The sequence below is a fragment of the Chryseobacterium sp. sg2396 genome (assembly GCF_042610505.1).
Lineage (GTDB): Bacteria > Bacteroidota > Bacteroidia > Flavobacteriales > Weeksellaceae > Chryseobacterium.
This window is the reverse complement of sequence record NZ_JBHGAQ010000035.1, coordinates 1-15,829: the sequence shown is the minus strand read 5'-3', so window position 1 is coordinate 15,829 and position 15,829 is coordinate 1. Positions and strand designations below refer to the sequence as shown.

The 15,829-nt window shown below is 40.1% G+C and carries 15 protein-coding genes and 1 pseudogene; 3 read left to right on the top strand and 13 right to left on the bottom strand.

Annotated elements, in window-relative coordinates; translation table 11 throughout:
- Positions 1 to 149: 149 nt before the first annotated feature.
- The 10 genes from ACED20_RS20745 to ACED20_RS20700 all read right to left on the bottom strand — a co-directional run bounded on the left by ACED20_RS20745 (position 150) and on the right by ACED20_RS20700 (position 7,825).
- Positions 150 to 278: a hypothetical protein gene (locus tag ACED20_RS20745; RefSeq protein WP_294308848.1), complete on the bottom strand. Its 129-nt coding sequence runs from the start codon at positions 276 to 278 to the stop codon at positions 150 to 152.
- Positions 275 to 517 carry a hypothetical protein gene (locus tag ACED20_RS20740; RefSeq protein WP_378106633.1) on the bottom strand — a complete coding sequence of 81 codons (243 nt, stop codon included), beginning with the start codon at positions 515 to 517 and terminating at the stop codon, positions 275 to 277. The genes ACED20_RS20745 and ACED20_RS20740 overlap by 4 nt, the downstream gene beginning before the upstream one ends.
- A 42-nt stretch (positions 518 to 559) precedes the next feature.
- Positions 560 to 1,354, bottom strand: coding sequence for a thymidylate synthase (locus ACED20_RS20735; protein ID WP_378106631.1), 795 nt, complete (start codon positions 1,352 to 1,354; stop codon positions 560 to 562).
- Between the two features lie 109 nt (positions 1,355 to 1,463).
- Complete coding sequence (locus tag ACED20_RS20730) at positions 1,464 to 2,213, bottom strand: SDR family NAD(P)-dependent oxidoreductase (RefSeq protein WP_378106629.1); 750 nt, start codon at positions 2,211 to 2,213, stop codon at positions 1,464 to 1,466.
- A 205-nt stretch (positions 2,214 to 2,418) separates the two neighbouring features.
- Positions 2,419 to 2,859 carry a hypothetical protein gene (locus tag ACED20_RS20725; RefSeq protein WP_294199477.1) on the bottom strand — a complete coding sequence of 147 codons (441 nt, stop codon included), beginning with the start codon at positions 2,857 to 2,859 and terminating at the stop codon, positions 2,419 to 2,421.
- 119 nt (positions 2,860 to 2,978) lie between these two features.
- Positions 2,979 to 4,331 carry an alpha-amylase family glycosyl hydrolase gene (locus tag ACED20_RS20720; RefSeq protein WP_378106627.1) on the bottom strand — a complete coding sequence of 451 codons (1,353 nt, stop codon included), beginning with the start codon at positions 4,329 to 4,331 and terminating at the stop codon, positions 2,979 to 2,981.
- 231 nt (positions 4,332 to 4,562) lie between these two features.
- A complete protein-coding gene (locus ACED20_RS20715) occupies positions 4,563 to 4,970 on the bottom strand; it encodes a helix-turn-helix transcriptional regulator (protein ID WP_294199475.1) in 408 nt (135 codons plus the stop codon).
- Positions 4,971 to 5,341: 371 nt separating this feature from the next.
- A complete protein-coding gene (locus ACED20_RS20710; protein ID WP_294199474.1) occupies positions 5,342 to 5,935 on the bottom strand; it encodes a hypothetical protein in 594 nt (197 codons plus the stop codon).
- A gap of 127 nt (positions 5,936 to 6,062) precedes the next feature.
- A complete protein-coding gene (locus ACED20_RS20705; protein ID WP_294314800.1) occupies positions 6,063 to 7,094 on the bottom strand; it encodes a cell wall metabolism sensor histidine kinase WalK in 1,032 nt (343 codons plus the stop codon).
- Between the two features lie 53 nt (positions 7,095 to 7,147).
- Complete coding sequence (locus ACED20_RS20700; protein WP_294199472.1) at positions 7,148 to 7,825, bottom strand: response regulator transcription factor; 678 nt, start codon at positions 7,823 to 7,825, stop codon at positions 7,148 to 7,150.
- A 191-nt stretch (positions 7,826 to 8,016) separates the two neighbouring features.
- Here ACED20_RS20700 and ACED20_RS20695 point away from each other — a divergent pair, with 191 nt between their 5' ends.
- From ACED20_RS20695 to ACED20_RS20685, 3 genes are all read left to right on the top strand, one after another.
- Positions 8,017 to 10,812, top strand: a complete 2,796-nt coding sequence (locus ACED20_RS20695; RefSeq protein ID WP_294199471.1) for a TonB-dependent receptor — start codon at positions 8,017 to 8,019, stop codon at positions 10,810 to 10,812.
- A gap of 43 nt (positions 10,813 to 10,855) precedes the next feature.
- Positions 10,856 to 12,280: a hypothetical protein gene (locus tag ACED20_RS20690; protein WP_294224753.1), complete on the top strand. Its 1,425-nt coding sequence runs from the start codon at positions 10,856 to 10,858 to the stop codon at positions 12,278 to 12,280.
- A gap of 189 nt (positions 12,281 to 12,469) precedes the next feature.
- Entirely contained in the window at positions 12,470 to 13,636 is a 1,167-nt protein-coding gene (locus ACED20_RS20685; RefSeq protein WP_294224755.1) for a hypothetical protein, read from the top strand.
- A 260-nt stretch (positions 13,637 to 13,896) separates the two neighbouring features.
- Here ACED20_RS20685 and ACED20_RS20680 read toward each other — a convergent pair.
- The 3 genes and pseudogenes from ACED20_RS20680 to ACED20_RS20670 form a co-directional block, all read right to left on the bottom strand.
- A pseudogene (locus tag ACED20_RS20680) lies at positions 13,897 to 14,133 on the bottom strand (RHS repeat domain-containing protein); the annotation flags it as partial.
- 203 nt (positions 14,134 to 14,336) lie between these two features.
- Positions 14,337 to 14,816 (bottom strand): SMI1/KNR4 family protein, encoded by a 480-nt coding sequence (locus tag ACED20_RS20675; RefSeq protein ID WP_294224758.1) that lies wholly within the window; start codon positions 14,814 to 14,816, stop codon positions 14,337 to 14,339.
- Positions 14,817 to 14,819: 3 nt separating this feature from the next.
- Positions 14,820 to 15,829, bottom strand: a 1,010-nt coding sequence (locus ACED20_RS20670; protein WP_378106622.1) for an RHS repeat domain-containing protein, incomplete at its 5' end; no start/stop codon positions are given.

Here is a 15,829-nt window from a genome sequence, read left to right as displayed (position 1 = left end):
TTTTTTCAAAATAAATAACTCAAACAGCTTCTTAATTACAATTTCATTTTTCTTGATTTCGTAAAAAATCTTAATCTGTTTTTTTCCAATCAGCGTATATTTTATATAAGGAAATGTTTCCAGGGACGGATGCTTTACAATGTCATCCATTATTGTCTTTCTGAACTTTTTAATGTCATTTTTAAAACATTAATTTCTTTTGCAGTCCATCTTACTCTAAGGAAATCAATAATTTCATCCAGCGATATTCTTGCCGTTTCAGAAATCGTTATTTTCATTTTCCTTTAAATATATCATTCAATAAATCATCGGTCAACTCCTGAGTTTTTCCGTTTTTATAATCATTCTTACTTTGCTCCATTACTTTTGCAAAGTATTCTGAATTCTCAATTTCTTCCCAGGAATACGTTTTATCATTTTCGGAAATTTCAATACTCGTGATGCCTTTTATTTGCGATAAAAGTTTTTTAATGAACGGGACGTCTGCGTATTCATCTAAACTGATTTTAATTTCCATAACTTCAGGATTTAGGGTAAAGTTAATTAAAATTGTTTAAAATCAGATCGCTACCGGAGCCTTAATTCCCGGATGCGGATCATAGTTTTCCAGCGTAAAATCCTCAAAATCAAAATCAAATATATTTTTGATCTCAGGATTAAGTTTCATGACAGGCAATGGCCGCGGTTCTCTGGAAAGCTGTCTTTGAACCTGCTCAAAATGGTTATTGTAGATGTGAACATCCCCAAAGCTATGAACATAATCCCCTACTTCCAGATCGCACACCTGCGCAACCATCATCAGCAATAAGGCGTAACTGGCAATGTTAAAAGGAACGCCGAGAAAAACATCGGCACTTCTCTGGTACAGCTGAAGCGAAAGTTTACCGTCCGCAACGTAAAACTGAAACAAGGCATGACAAGGAGCCAAAGCCATATTCGGGATTTCTACGACATTCCAGGCGGATACGATAAGCCTCCTGGAATCCGGATTTTTTTTGATCTGATCGATCACTTCTGTGATCTGATCCACTACTTTTCCGTCGGCACCGGTCCAGCTTCGCCACTGCGCGCCATATACCGGCCCAAGATCACCATTTTTGTCGGCCCATTCGTCCCAGATGGAGACGCCGTTATCTTTGAGGTATTTGATATTGGTATCGCCTTTCAGGAACCAAAGTAATTCATAGATAATCGACTTTAAATGTACTTTTTTGGTGGTTACCAAAGGAAAGCCCTCCGACAGATCATATCTCAGCTGATAACCGAAAACACTTCTGGTTCCCGTACCGGTTCTGTCGGTTTTATCGGTTCCTTTGTCTAAAATATGCTGTAAAAGATCTAGGTAGTTCTGCATGTTGAAAGGTAATTTTGAAGATTCAAATTTAAAGATATAATCCGGAAATATAATAAAAAAAGCATCCATTTTAACGGACGCTTTTGATCATTTGCGAAAAATATTTCGGTTAGACAGCAGTATATCCCCCATCCACAAGATAGTAACCTCCTGTCATGAAAGAAGATTTGTGTGAACTCAGAAACAATACCAGTTCCGCTACTTCTTCAGGTTTTCCCAATCTTCCCATCGGATGTCTGGCGATCAGTGCTTGTTTCATATCTCCACTGGCACTTTCCAAAAGCGGTGTATCGATATAAGCCGGACCTACGGCATTGCAACGAATATTTTTCTGCCCGTATTCTGCACCGATATTTTTTGTAAGTCCTACAACCGCATGTTTTGCTGCGGTATACGCTGAAGAAAGCGGTGCCGCTACCGATCCATGGATAGATGCCATATTGACGATGATACCGCCTCCATTTTTCTCCATCTGTTCAAGTTCGTATTTACAGCCATAGAAAACGCCATCCAGATTGATGCTCAAAACTTTTCTCCAGCTATCCAGGCTGTAATTTCCGGTAAGTTCCTGCTCACCACCGATGCCGGCATTATTACTGGCAATATCCAGTTTCCCGTATCTTTCCACGGTTTTTTTAACAAGAGCTTCAACATCTTCCGCATGGGATGTATCCGCTTTTATGAAAGTTGCTTCTCCTCCATTCGACCTGATTTTTTCGACGGCCTGATTCCCGTTTTCCTCGTTGATATCGGACACGATTACTTTCGCACCTTCTTCTGCATACAATTCAGCAATAGCCAGTCCGATTCCCGATCCTGCTCCTGTCACCAATGCGACTTTATGATCTAAAATTCCCATATTGATAAAATTTTAATTGTTTTTATTATCTTGCTATTGATAAAGTTACGGAAAGATCCAGGTTATTTTTTGAATTGACAGGATAAAGTTTTCTTAAATTATTCAGTGAAATATTAAATATCTTAAATGAGCGACATTCTGTATAAGCAATAGAAATTTTGTTTAGCTAATGTTTACTTTTAAATTGATTTTAATATAGATTTTGTTACCAGATTCCCTCAATGGTCTGGCTGATGGCATTTACAAAAAAATTCTGTCCCGTAGTTAATCCTGCCATCGCTTTTACCAAGGGAGACTCGGCAGAAACCGTCATAATTTTCCGGTTCTCGGATAAAATCTCACCAACGGATGCCGAAATATAAAACAAGCCTTTGTCTGTTTTTATCAAAGCTCCATTCTGTACTTTTGAAGAGGGTTCTCCGTTAATTTTTTGAACCAGTAACTGCTGTTGCAGACATTCATTCAGTTGACGCTGAAGGTTATTGATCTCCTGCTGAAGCATTTCGCGGCCCGTTTCGTATTTATCTCCCATTGAACTCTTGGTGTCGTTGTTCGAGGCACGGGTCTCCTCTATAAGGCGTTCGAATTTCTGGATTTTATCGGCGATTTTTGTTTTTACGGCAGTTAATATTTTTGATTTATCCATAGAGCGCTTTTTCATTTAACATAAGATAACCAAATGTAATTAAAATTAAATACAAACGTTCGGTATTCCTATGATAAAAAATCTCCACCTTTTCAGACGGAGACGGGTTTATTTTCTTTTTATCTCTCAAAAACGGCATAATCGCCGGGTTGGAAACTAAAGGTTTTTCCCTCGTCGAAATTTCGTTTCATCTTATTGAAAACATTCTTAAATGAACCCGATACCTGCGCATCTTCAATGGTGAAATTCACCGGCTCTTTCGACATATTAAGTACCACCAGGACTTCGTCATTTCCATTCTTTCTCATGTAAGCCAGAATTTTATCGTTCGACGTGGTATTCAGAAGATAGGTTGTGACTTTCGGATCCCCGCCCCGTAAAGCCGGATTGGAAGATTTAAGATCAAGAAGCGTCCTGTAAAAATCGGCTACCTGATACGTAGTATTCCATTCGATCGGATCTTTTTCAAAGAATTCCAGGCGTTTCATATTCGGCAGTTCCTGGCCTGAATACAATAGGGGCACACCGTTCCAGGTAGCGGAAAACACAGCCATCGGTTTTGTGATTACTCCGTACTTTTCATATTCGGTTCCATTCCACGAGTTTTCATCGTGGTTTGCGGTAAACCACGCCCGCATCGAGTTGTCGCCGATTGCGGAATATTTTTTTAAAAGATCCGTAAGTTCCTGCAGGGGTTCATTATTTTTATAATAGTCGGCGGATTTATGCATCCATTTCCATGAATAACTCGCGTCGAAAACTTTTCCATATTCAGGGTTCTCCAATTCATCAAATTCCCCCAGCCAGAACAGGGGCTTCAGTTTTTCCACTTCAGGGCGTGCCTGTTCCCAGAAATCAACTTCTACCCATGAAGCGAGATCACACCGGAATCCGTCGATATTGGTTTCTTTTACCCAATATTTCATGGCATCGATCATGGCCAGGCGCATTTCCTGATTTTTATAGTCGAGTTCGATAATATCATCCATTCCTGAAGCCCGGTGGAAACCTCCGTCGGGATCTTTCAGGTAAAATTCGGGATGGGTTTTGGTCCAGATGTGATCCCATCCGGTGTGATTCGCTACCCAGTCGATAATCACTTTAAAACCTAAGCGGTGGGCTTCATTCACCATGTGTTTAAAATCATCCAGTGTTCCGAATTCCGGATTGATGGAAGTATAGTCGGAGGCTGCATACGGGCTTCCGAGGCTTCCTTTTTTATTCAGCTGCGCAATCGGCGTGATGGGCATAAACCAAAGTGTTCTTACGCCCATTGATTTCAGCCTGGGCATTTCTTTTTCAAAAGCCCTGAACGTTCCTTCTTTCGTATATTGTCTTACGTTGACTTCGTAAATATTGGTATTATGTTTCCAGTTTTTAGGTAGATCCGTCATGTTTTTCGTCGCTTTTTGAGTGGTGGTACAGGATACAAGTCCCAAACCCATTACCGCCATTAAAATTAATTTTTTCATTAATTCTCTTTTGACAAAAATAGGAATTGTGATCGGAAAACCCGGAAACCAAGTATAAAATTTGCAAAGTAATTACTATGGAAGACATAAGCGTTAACGCTTATGCCGGCAGAGGCAGACAGCTGAACAGAATACAGAATAAGGACACGAGCAGGATGCTTGCGCCAGCATTTGAAACATCAATATAGACGTCTGTGCCAGCATAGATATAGTTCTGTCCAGCTTAGAATACTACTTCTGAATGAGTTGCTGCAGTTTTTCCATCATATCATCTTTTTCTCTCAGCATCCGTTCATAAAGCGCAATTTTTTCATCATGAAGCTCCATAATTTTTTCCACAGGATGAAAATTGGGATTATACTGTACAACAGAAGGCTGAGGACAGTTTTCGAAAGTAATATTGGAAATCACATTGATGGCTTTTTCTTCATCAAAGTTTTTAAATGCCTCCACAGGAATTCTCAATACTTCAGAGATCTGCTGAAGCAACGGATCTTCAATCTGTTCCTTCTGCTCAAGCATTGAAATCTTTTTCTGGTTCCAGTCGTCTCCCAGATCGAAAGCCAGTGCTTCCTGTTTAATGCCCAGCATTTCCCTGAACCGTTTTACGTTTCTGCCCTGATGTATTTTCTGCTCCATCTGTTGTTTTTGATTGATTGAAAAATTAATAGTAAAGATAAAGAAATATGGTAAAAAGTAAAAGTCTGCTCCGGAATAAAATATCCGTATATCCGATTTGTGGATTTACGTCGGTGTTATGATACACCGCCATCCCTTAAAATGGCTGCCGCCTTTAGCCCCGATTGTCGCGGCATCCTTTTTTTAAGCGGGAAAGGCAAGGCAAAAAAGATACAGCAGAAAGCGGGAAAAAGCTACAAATAGAAGTAATGAGTTTTTAATTGATGAATTATCAGGGATCAGGGATGACTGATAAAATGATTTTATTGATATTCTGTTCATGAAAAAGCCCCGAATTTTCATTCAGGGCTGTATATTTTCAGATAATCCGGTTATCTTTCGTCGTCGTTGTCTTCTTCGTCATCGAAAACATCGTCGTTGTAGTCTTCTTCTTCGTCATCGAAAGCATCGTCATCTTCATCCTCGAAGCTGCCGGTTGTTGCGAAATCATCATCAAAACCGAAATCATCATCTATCAGAGGCATTGCCGATTTCTTTTTGGACCCTCCGATACCGCTTTTACTTGGAGCCTTTAAAGGAACATTTCCGAAACGGTATACGGTAATCGGGTAATTAACGCCTTTTGTTTCTTCGATAACCTCCACCAATTCGCAGAAAAACTCCCAAAGATCTAAAAGCCCGTACTGGAACTGTGCTTTATCTCCCGTTTTTTCGAAAGCCTCATCAATGTACACATCCGACATAATTTCGCCGTCCCCGTCATCGCTCATATCTTCCAGCGGGACACTTTTCACGATCGTTCCGTCGTCTTCCAGCAGGTTAAAAGTAGAAAGCTCGTCTCCCTGTAAGCTGAACGCACTTTTAATTCCTAAATGTAAGTTCCACAGCGTCTGTTTTCCTTTAACTTCGATATCCCGGAAAATATCTTCTTTCGCATCTAATATTACGCGGATTTTGTAAACCATCAGTTTAAATTACTTTTGCCTTTATTATTATGATAAATCTCTGTTGCAAATATAAAATAAATGAGATGTGACAAAAAAATATTTCAGGATTTTTTAAATTATTTTTTTTCCTTACATTTTGCCCGGGTTATTTACTTTTTTCAAGCATAAAACTGAATTTTGTACCTTCCAGATAGACACTTTCCACGGTAATATTTTCGTTGTGTGCCTCCAGGATATGCTTTACAATGGCGAGCCCCAATCCGGAGCCCCCTTCCCTCCTGCTTCTGCTGGTTTCCACCCGATAAAAACGTTCGAAGATCCTCGGAAGGCTTTCGGACTTGATGCCCATTCCGTTGTCGATCACTTCAATCAGCACTTTATTTTTAAGGATGCTGGTTTTTACGACTACTTTTGCTTCCTGCCTGTTGGCGTAATGGATGGCATTTGAGATCAGGTTGATAAAGACCTGGGAGATTTTCTGCTTGTCTGCCTCTACAAAAATCTGTGGCTGTAAAGTCTGGATTTGCATACTTGCGTTATGCTTCTCGGCTTCCAGATCCAGCAGGTCGAAAATTTCCTTGATTAAGAGATTGACGTCAAATCTGGATACCGTAAGGTTGATTTCCCCTGCCTCCAGCCGGTTGATCATATCCAGATCGGTAACAATAGCGATCAGCCTTTCCACCGACTTATCGATTCGTTCAAGGTATTTATCGCGGATCGTGAGATTATCCACTCCGCCGTCGCGTAATGTTTCCACGTACCCCTGAATGGAAAAAAGCGGTGTTTTAAGTTCGTGCGATACGTTGCCGATATATTCTTTACGATAGCTTTCCATTTCCTTCATCATATCAAGCTCCGTCACCTTCTGTTGGTTGAGGTCTGAAAATCTTTCCCCCAATTCTTTAATGGTGATGTTCTCATTGTCATCATGAACAATTTCCTGCGGCAATAGCTGGGACAGTCCACGAACCTGCTTCTTACCGTAATAGTTGAAGAGCAGCTCCAGCACCATATAGTTAATGATAAAAATAAGGATGAGGCATAAGAAAAGCCCGATTTTAAAGAATGGGGTGTTGTAGTAGAGATCCTTTAGTGAATCGAAAGTGATTACTAACAAAAACATCACCAATGTCAAAAGACAAGAGGCGACGAGGGTAAGCCTGTAAAATTTCAATTTTACAAAGTTTTAGGGGTTATGGATATAAAGATAAGAATTGAAACCGAGTATTAAACAATAAGTTTATACCCAATTCCTTTTAATGTCTGGATCGTATTGATTCCAAGTTTTTCTCTCAGTCTTCGGATGTGTACGTCGATGGTTCTTTCACCTACGATCACGTCATTTCCCCAGACTTTCTCTAAGATCTCTTCTCTTTTGAAAACTTTTTCGGTATTTGATGCCAACAGATACAACAGGTCAAATTCTTTTTTCGGAAGCAGGAACTGCTGCCCGCTTTTGGAAACCCTGAAATTATCTTTATCGATTACCAAATCTCCAATTTCGATTAATTTGGCATTATCGGACACCTGCGAAGTAAGCTGCAACAAAGCATTTACTTTTGAGATCAGAATTTTCGGTTTGATCAGTTTAACGATGTAATCGTTTGCTCCCGCCTGGAAGCCCGCCAACTGAGAAAACTCTTCACTTCTTGCGGAAAGGAAAACGATAAGTGTTTTCTGAAGTTCTTTGATCTTGCGAAGTTCCTGGCAGGTTTCGATCCCGTCTTTTTCGGGCATCATCACGTCCAGTAAGATCAGATCGGGAATAATTTCTCTGGCTTTATCAATGCCTTCATTTCCATTGGTGGCAGTATGAATATCATAGCCTTCCTTCTCTAAATTGTAAGACAGAATCTCTAAAATATCCAATTCGTCGTCTATTAAGAGGATTTTCTTTTGGTTCATTTTCAATTTTTACGCGTCAAAGTTAATCATATTTTAATAACGGTTTAACGAAACGGGTATCGTTCACATAAAGTTAACAATTATATCCTTTTCTTAATGTTTAGTTAAAAAAAAATTAAATTTCCCTAAACCATCTACCCGGTAAAATCTTTTTTTCTTTGCACCGAAAGAATCGAGTAAGATATAGTAAAATGAAAAAACAAATCCACAAGAGCATTATGCTGCTTGCCTTGTTTTCCGCTGGCTTCGCATTCGCACAAAGCCAGGTTCTAGAAGGTAGGGTATTGGACGAGAAAGACAATACGCCAATTGAAGGCGTAAAAGTAAAGGTAAATGATCAGGAGGTTACTACTGATATTTCCGGAAACTACTCTCTGAGCCTACCACCGGGCACCAATTACGTAATCACCGTAACTTCCAATGGCTACAACAGAAAAGAAATAAGCGAGGTCGTAGTAAAAAGCGACACCAATACTCATCTTGACATTGTTCTTGACAAGCCTGTTTCTACCAAAGAAAAGCAGATCGAAGGCGTTGTGATTAAATCGAACGCCAGAAAGGAAACGATTGCCTCTACTATCGGCTTGCAGAGAAACTCCGGTGTTGTTTCCCAGGTAATCGGTGTTGAAGCCATTAAAAGAAGTCCGGACAGAAATACGGGGGAAGTTCTGAAAAGAGTTTCCGGGGTAAGTTTGTTCGACGGAAAATATATTGTGGTAAGAGGTCTTTCAGACCGTTATAACCAGGCGATGCTTAACGGGATTCAGTTATCCAGTACAGAACCTGACAGAAAAACCTTCTCTTTCGACCTTTTTCCGGCAAACGTTATCGAAACCCTTGTCATCAACAAAACATTCATCCCTGAATACAGTGGAGAGTGGGGAGGCGGATTGATCCAAGTAAATACTAAAGATATTCCTAACAAAAACTTTTTCAACGTGCAGTTGGGTGTGGGAGGAAACTCCATCACGATGGGCCAGGAGTTTAAAATGCAGAAAGGCGGAAAATGGGATTTTCTCGGAATTGACGACGGTTCCCGAAAACTTCCTGAAGGAATGCCTGCTAAAAATGCATTCAGCCTTCTGAGCGAAGCCGATAAAACGGAATTCGGAAAAAAATACGTTAAAAACCTGGGCTATAACTCCAACGGTTTTCCTGAGAATGTAAGCTTACAGCTTGACGGAGGCTTCAATACCAAACTTTTCGGAAAAGATTTAGGAGTGATTGCCGTTTTAAACTACAGCAACAATAAAAGAAGGATCGAAACACGAAACAGCTTCTTTACCATCAACGGACCACTGGCTGATACAAACTTCGATTATTATACTGAAAAATACCAGAATGATGTTATCTTAGGCGGATTGCTTAACCTGACCTTAAAGCTCAATACCAATAATAAGATTTCCCTGAAAAACATCATCACCAACAATACGGTGAACCACATGTCTTTCAGGACCGGTAAGGATTTTGAGTTTGATCCGATCAACGGTACGAACATCATTGCGAGAGAAATCGGTTTCAAAGAAACAACTTTCTATAATTCAACATTAAACGGTACACATAAAATTGACGCTCTGGGAGGTCTTACTTTCAACTGGTACGGAAGTTTCGGTATTCTTGATCAATATATTCCATTGTTGCAGCGTCTGCAGTACAACCAGTATCCTGATATGAACGGAAGCCCTTATCTGGCCCTTATATCCAACGGACTTTCCCAGAAATCAGGAAGCGTATTCTACTCTACACTAAGCGATTATTTATATAATGCCGGCGGAGATGTATCCAAGACTTTTGAGATGTTCGGACAGAAGCAGACCATCAAAGGAGGATACCTTTTCCAGGTGAAAGACAGGATTTATAATTCCAGACCCTTCTCCGTAAGGCTGGCATCCTATAATCAGGGATTGCTTTCGCAGCCGTTTGAAACAATTTTCAGTCCTGATAATTTCGGAACGGGCGGCAATAAATTCACTTTCGACGAGATTGCAGGAAACCAATACCGATACATTGCCAATACGATCCTAAATGCCGGATATTTACAGTTCGACAGCAATATTACCTCATGGTTCAGAGCGGTTTGGGGACTTAGGGTTGAAAACTTCGACCAGTTGGTGGGAAGCACCAAAAGAAGCGATGACCGTTTCGTTAATACTAAAGTGACGGATTTCCTACCCGCTTTAAACATGACGTTCAAGCTCACAAACAATATGAATTTAAGGGTTGCCGGTTCACAAACCGTTGTAAGACCGGAATTCAGAGAGGTTTCGCCTTTGGCATATTATGATTTTGATTTAGGTGCTACGGTAATCGGGAATAAATATATCCAGAGAACCAAAATCACCAATGCCGATGTACGATGGGAATGGTATCCGAGAAATGGAGAAATCCTTTCCTTTGCAGGTTTCTATAAAAACTTTAAAAATCCTATTGAATTATACTTTAACCAGTCGGGTGTAGGAACCAGTAATACCTTCAACTACCTGAACGTAGATAAAGCGGATGCCTACGGAGCAGAATTGGAGTTCAGAAAAAAACTTGATTTCTTCAGCGCTCTTAAAAACTTCACGCTGGGCGGTAACTTTGCCCTTATCAAAAACAGGGTAACCGATGCAGAAACGAATGTAGACCGGCCGATGCAGGGACAGTCTCCTTATACGGTAAACGTAAGCCTTCAGTATGATACGGAAAAATCCGGATGGTCTTCTACCGTACTTTTCAATATGATCGGAAGAAGAATCCTTTATGTAGGAAACGACCAGGTTCCGCCGATCTGGGAAAATCCGAGACCGCTTCTGGATTTCCAGGTGGCTAAAAAAGTTTTACAGAACAAAGGAGAGATCAAGCTCAACATCTCCGATATCCTGAACCGCCATGCGAAATTTTACCACGACCTGAACAATAACAAGAAATACGACAGCGCCGATGCACTGGCTATCGACCGGGTAACGGGAACTAACATCAGCCTTACTTTCGGATACAGCTTTTAATTAAAATCAATCAATTATCTAATAAAAAATAAGTCTTTATATCATGAAAAAATTTGTTTTACACGCTTTAATGCTTGGTACTCTGGCCACTACTCTAACGGCTTGCAGAAATATCGAGGAAGACGGGGAAACTATTGTACAGAACGGAAACTCCGGTACCGGAACGACTGATAACCTGATCCTTTCCGGAAAGATTACTTCAAATCTTACGCTTAAAGCCAACAACACGTATAAGTTAAGAGGATTAGTATATGTAACGAACGGTGCTACCTTAACTATTGAACCGGGAACCAAAATCGTTGGTGAAGCCGACAAAAACGGAGCCCTGATCATTACCAGAGGAAGTAAAATTATGGCTGAAGGTACTGCCAGCAACCCGATTATTTTCACTTCAGAAAAACCAAGCCCGAAAAGAGGCGACTGGGCAGGATTGGTAATCCTCGGAGCTGCTCCTACCAATGCTTCCTTCAACGGACAGGCCGGTGTAGGTGAAATCGAAGGTGGAATCAACAATACCGAAGGACTTGGTCTTTACGGAGGTTCCAATGCAGCGGACAACAGCGGCGTACTAAAATATGTAAGAGTGGAATATGCAGGATATGCATTTTTACCGGATAAAGAGATCAACGGAATCACTTTCGGTGGTGTGGGTAACGGAACAACGGTAGATTATGTACAGGTATCCTATGCAAACGACGACAGTTTCGAATGGTTCGGAGGAACGGTAAACTGTTCTCACCTTATTGCTTACAAAGGTCTTGATGACGATTTCGATACCGATAACGGATTTGCAGGAAAAATTCAGTTCGGTATTGCGGTAAGAGACTCTCAGGTTGCTGACGTTTCAGGATCGAATGCCTTTGAATCTGATAATGATGCCAACGGGTCTTCTTTGACGCCTCAGACTTCTGCTACGTTCTCGAACATGACAATTATCGGCCCGATTAATTCTTCCAGTGCAGGTACAAACTCAGGTACGATCAATTCATTATTCCAGAATGCATTGCAGATCAGAAGAAACTCTTCGATTTCCATATTCAATTCTGTTTTCACAGGTTATCCGGTAGGGTTGTTTATCGATGCTACAAAAGGTACGCCTACAGATAATAACATCGGAAATTCCAGTCTTGTATTCCAGAACAATATTTTGGCAGGTAACACCACTCCTTTAAAATACGGAGCGTCTACTTCTTCAGCTACAGGTTATACCCTTACCGATCTTACAAACTGGTATACAGCAAACGGAAATTCTACGTTAACTTATACGTCTGACGTAAAATTAACAAACGCATGGGCTCCGGCAGGAACCACACCAAACTTCTCTCCTGCTTCAGGTTCTGCTTTACTGACAGGCGGAGTCTTCACCAATGCTAAGTTAACAAGCTGGTTTACGCCTGTAACCTACAGAGGAGCTGTAAAAGATGCTACCGATACCTGGTATGCAGGTTGGACAAACTATAACCTATAAGATTAGTAATTAGTTTCTTCATATTAAATTTAAAACGGCCTTGGAAAATTTTCCAAGGCCGTTTTGTTTGTACAATTGCCCGTCTTTTACAGAATAGTATTGGGAAAATACCCGGAAAAATGGTAATTTGGTCTTTTTAAAAAAGACTTTGTCTTAAATATCTGAAATAAAGAAGTAATCTGAAATACTATGAAGAAAAATTGTTTATCTATATTCGCAGCAGTCCTGATCTTCGGTTCTGCATTTGTCATAAATTCATGCAGCAAAGAGGATGACGAGATTGCAACCACTGCCGTTGTAGGCATTGCGCAGGATCCCAACAATTTTAAAGGTGATGTGACCAGCGGGCAGGTGGTCACCCTTGACCCTACCAAAGTATACGTCCTGAACGGTACGGTAAAAGTAAAAGACGGCGGAAAACTGGTTATTCCGGCCGGGACCAGAATTGTAGCTACGGCCGGAGCTTCATCCTATGTTCTTGTAGAACAGGGCGGGCAGATCTATGCCAACGGAACCCCCGCTTCCCCGGTTTCCTTTACCTCATCAGCAGCCACCACAGGAACATGGGGCGGCATAATCATCTGTGGAAAAGCACCTATCAACACGGGAACGACTGGAACTTCTGAAGTTGGAGCTGCAACCTACGGAGGCACTTCAGCGGCAGATATCTCTGGATCATTAACTTATATACGGATTGAAAATGCAGGAATCAATTTCTCTACAACAGTGAAATTCAACGGCCTTTCTCTGTTTGGAGTAGGAAGTGGGACCAAAGTGGAAAACATTGCTTTAATCAGCGGTGCGGAAGATGGAATCCAGCTGTACGGAGGCTCAGTAAATGTTACCAATATTGTTTCCGTAGGCAATGATGATGACGCTTTCGTCTGGACCGACGGATGGATCGGGACTGCCAATTCCGTCTTTACCCAAAGAAAGACCAATGGTACAGGAAATACAGGGATCAAAGGCATGAACAATGCTTCTAACTCCTCCGCAACTCCGGTTTCCAGCCCTATCCTTAAAAACATCACCCTGCTTGGCGGAACCTCGGGAGAATCCAACGCCATCAGTTTATCTTCAGGCACGTACGCAAGCTTCGACAACGTGGTGGTTTCCAACTGGGCCAAAGGGTTCAGCCTCACCGGAGACGCCACCGTCACTTACCTGAACGGACAAAGTAAAATCACCAACGTGTTTTTCGATACGAATGTAACAAGTAAAGTTACAGCTACCTCAACCTCAGGAGCCACTGTCACCCTGCTCAGCAACACTTACACTGAAAAATCTGATGCTACCGGTGCCGGAAATAAGATGGGAAATCCGGCTTGGGCGATTGGGTGGTCTGGGTTGCTGTAAATATATGCTGATTACAAATAAAAGCCCATCGCAAATTGCGATGGGCTTTTATTTTCAAAAGAATGAAATGTCATTTTCTTCAGATTAGAATAAAAATCCCTATAATAGACTTTTTATATTAGTCTAAAAACGTTCATAACACACAAACCCACCGTGAATACGATGGGTTCTTTATTATCTGCCACACGATGCAACCGTGCGGTAGCGGGGGAGTAATCTATAATCGTCTTTTGGTGCTCTACCATTAGGATCAATAACATAATCGGATTATTAAAAGCATAGTTGTAAAGGCTATGACGAGTCATTTTCTCCGCCAGCGGATCAATTACTCCCCAACGTCCGATATCACTCATATACATCCTGGCTCCGTAATCATACATCCTGGATTCAGTTTGCAGTTCTTTTCCATTATAGCCATACTTGTAAGCCGGGTTTCCGGCAAGAACGTTATATCCTTCATGCTTCATCCCGAACGGATAATAATTGTTTTCCTCCAAGGCAAACGCCCGAAATTTTAAATATTTAATTATCAGTCACTTATAATTTAATTTTATACTCATTGTGAACAGAAATGGTAATTAATTGATTTACTTTGTTTACATTCTAGAAAAATTTAAAATGCTAATTTCATGCGTTTGCCCTAAATTGAAATAGTTTTTCTTCTACTCGAAAAGATTCGCGCAGTAGCACAGAAGAATATTTATATATATATTTCTTCAGGATTACTTAGATAGATATTTATAAAATCATCAAAACTGTTGGCAATAACTTTATACTTTTCTCCGCAAAAAGTAAAAATCCGGTTTGTAGAAGACGAAGTATTAAACAACTCTATTCCAAAAGAGTACAAATTAAATTCATAGTTTCCGAAAATAAAAACATTTTCAAATTTTTTAAAATCTAACTTACTGTAGTTTGGCACTCCGTCCCAGTCTTTAAATTCATCATAAATCCTACTAACTCTATCGATACTATAAAATTCATATAGATTATCTAATGGCATATCATTACTACCATTTATTAGTATAAAATATTGTTTGAGATCCGGAGGAATTAATACTGCATTATTATTTTGAAATTGATGTATTTTTAAATCATCAACAGTTGTAAAATTATTTACACCTTCAATTATAAAATGTTTTTTTAATAAAGGTATTTGATTTTGTTCTTTATCCTCCATAGTTTATTTTAAAGCTTTATTAATCATTTCTAGTCTTTGAGTTTGAATTTTAAGAGCAGTTTCACTAGCTTTACCTACTGGAGCACCTCCAGTCCCATTAACAATTCTTGTAGCTAATTCCTTATAGGCTTGTAGAGCTTTTTTACTTACAATTTCTTTGCCTCCAGATTTGAAGAAAGCATTCATTTCAGTAGAATAGCTTTTTACTGTAACTTGTAATTCTTTAAATCCTAATTTTTTTAGGTTATTTATGAATATTTTCTCACTAAAGATTCTTACTCCGGCTTTTCCTCCTACACCTCCAATAAAATAAGAGCCTACTTCCGCTCCAGTTTTAAGTTCTTTATCTAATACTGGATCATACTCTTTATGTTCTACAAAATAATCATCGTCACCACCAAAAAATGAATTAATAGCATTTCCAATCTCAGCTCCTAAATTTCCTGTGTTTTTATGATATTTTTTCCCATCAATAGTAACTATTTCCTTTAAGGAATCTTCTTCAGACATTCCTTTACTAGACCCCGCTTTTCGATCATTTTTCTTTTTAGGATCATCTTCCCCACCGCCTAATTGATTTCGTAATGCAAGAAATGCAGATTGTGCATCCGCTCCAGTATAAGTTGTTCCTGAAACAGTCTCTATAACTTCCATTCCATCAGGATCAATATGGTTTATAGGGTCATCTATTGCATAGTTGTAAGGCGACCATCTGCGATATTGTTCCGCTAGCGGATCCACCACACACCATATCCCAATATCCGGCATATAAAACCTTGCTCCATAATCATACATTCCCGTCTCTTGGAGTTCCTTTCCGTTGTACTTGTAATTCTTATACGAACTCACCCCGAAGAAAGAAATCCCGCTGTTTAAATGGTTCATCCCCAACGGATAATAATCGTTGGCATCTACAATTTCAAGGGCCCCTGCGCTGTTTCTCCCGAAACTTACCCGGGTATTTCCCAGATGGTCCTGATACTGGTAAATATACTGATCTTTTTTATAATCGT

Excerpts from the sequence above, each read along its gene's own strand:
- ACED20_RS20745 (WP_294308848.1), bottom strand. The coding sequence starts at position 278 with ATGAAAATAACGATTTCTGAAACGGCAAGAATATCGCTGGATGAAATT.
- ACED20_RS20740 (WP_378106633.1), bottom strand. The coding sequence starts at position 517 with ATGGAAATTAAAATCAGTTTAGATGAATACGCAGACGTCCCGTTCATT.
- ACED20_RS20735 (WP_378106631.1), bottom strand. The coding sequence starts at position 1,354 with ATGCAGAACTACCTAGATCTTTTACAGCATATTTTAGACAAAGGAACC.
- ACED20_RS20730 (WP_378106629.1), bottom strand. The coding sequence starts at position 2,213 with ATGGGAATTTTAGATCATAAAGTCGCATTGGTGACAGGAGCAGGATCG.
- ACED20_RS20725 (WP_294199477.1), bottom strand. The coding sequence starts at position 2,859 with ATGGATAAATCAAAAATATTAACTGCCGTAAAAACAAAAATCGCCGAT.
- ACED20_RS20720 (WP_378106627.1), bottom strand. The coding sequence starts at position 4,331 with ATGAAAAAATTAATTTTAATGGCGGTAATGGGTTTGGGACTTGTATCC.
- ACED20_RS20715 (WP_294199475.1), bottom strand. The coding sequence starts at position 4,970 with ATGGAGCAGAAAATACATCAGGGCAGAAACGTAAAACGGTTCAGGGAA.
- ACED20_RS20710 (WP_294199474.1), bottom strand. The coding sequence starts at position 5,935 with ATGGTTTACAAAATCCGCGTAATATTAGATGCGAAAGAAGATATTTTC.
- ACED20_RS20700 (WP_294199472.1), bottom strand. The coding sequence starts at position 7,825 with ATGAACCAAAAGAAAATCCTCTTAATAGACGACGAATTGGATATTTTA.
- ACED20_RS20695 (WP_294199471.1), top strand. The coding sequence starts at position 8,017 with ATGAAAAAACAAATCCACAAGAGCATTATGCTGCTTGCCTTGTTTTCC.
- ACED20_RS20690 (WP_294224753.1), top strand. The coding sequence starts at position 10,856 with ATGAAAAAATTTGTTTTACACGCTTTAATGCTTGGTACTCTGGCCACT.
- ACED20_RS20685 (WP_294224755.1), top strand. The coding sequence starts at position 12,470 with ATGAAGAAAAATTGTTTATCTATATTCGCAGCAGTCCTGATCTTCGGT.
- ACED20_RS20675 (WP_294224758.1), bottom strand. The coding sequence starts at position 14,816 with ATGGAGGATAAAGAACAAAATCAAATACCTTTATTAAAAAAACATTTT.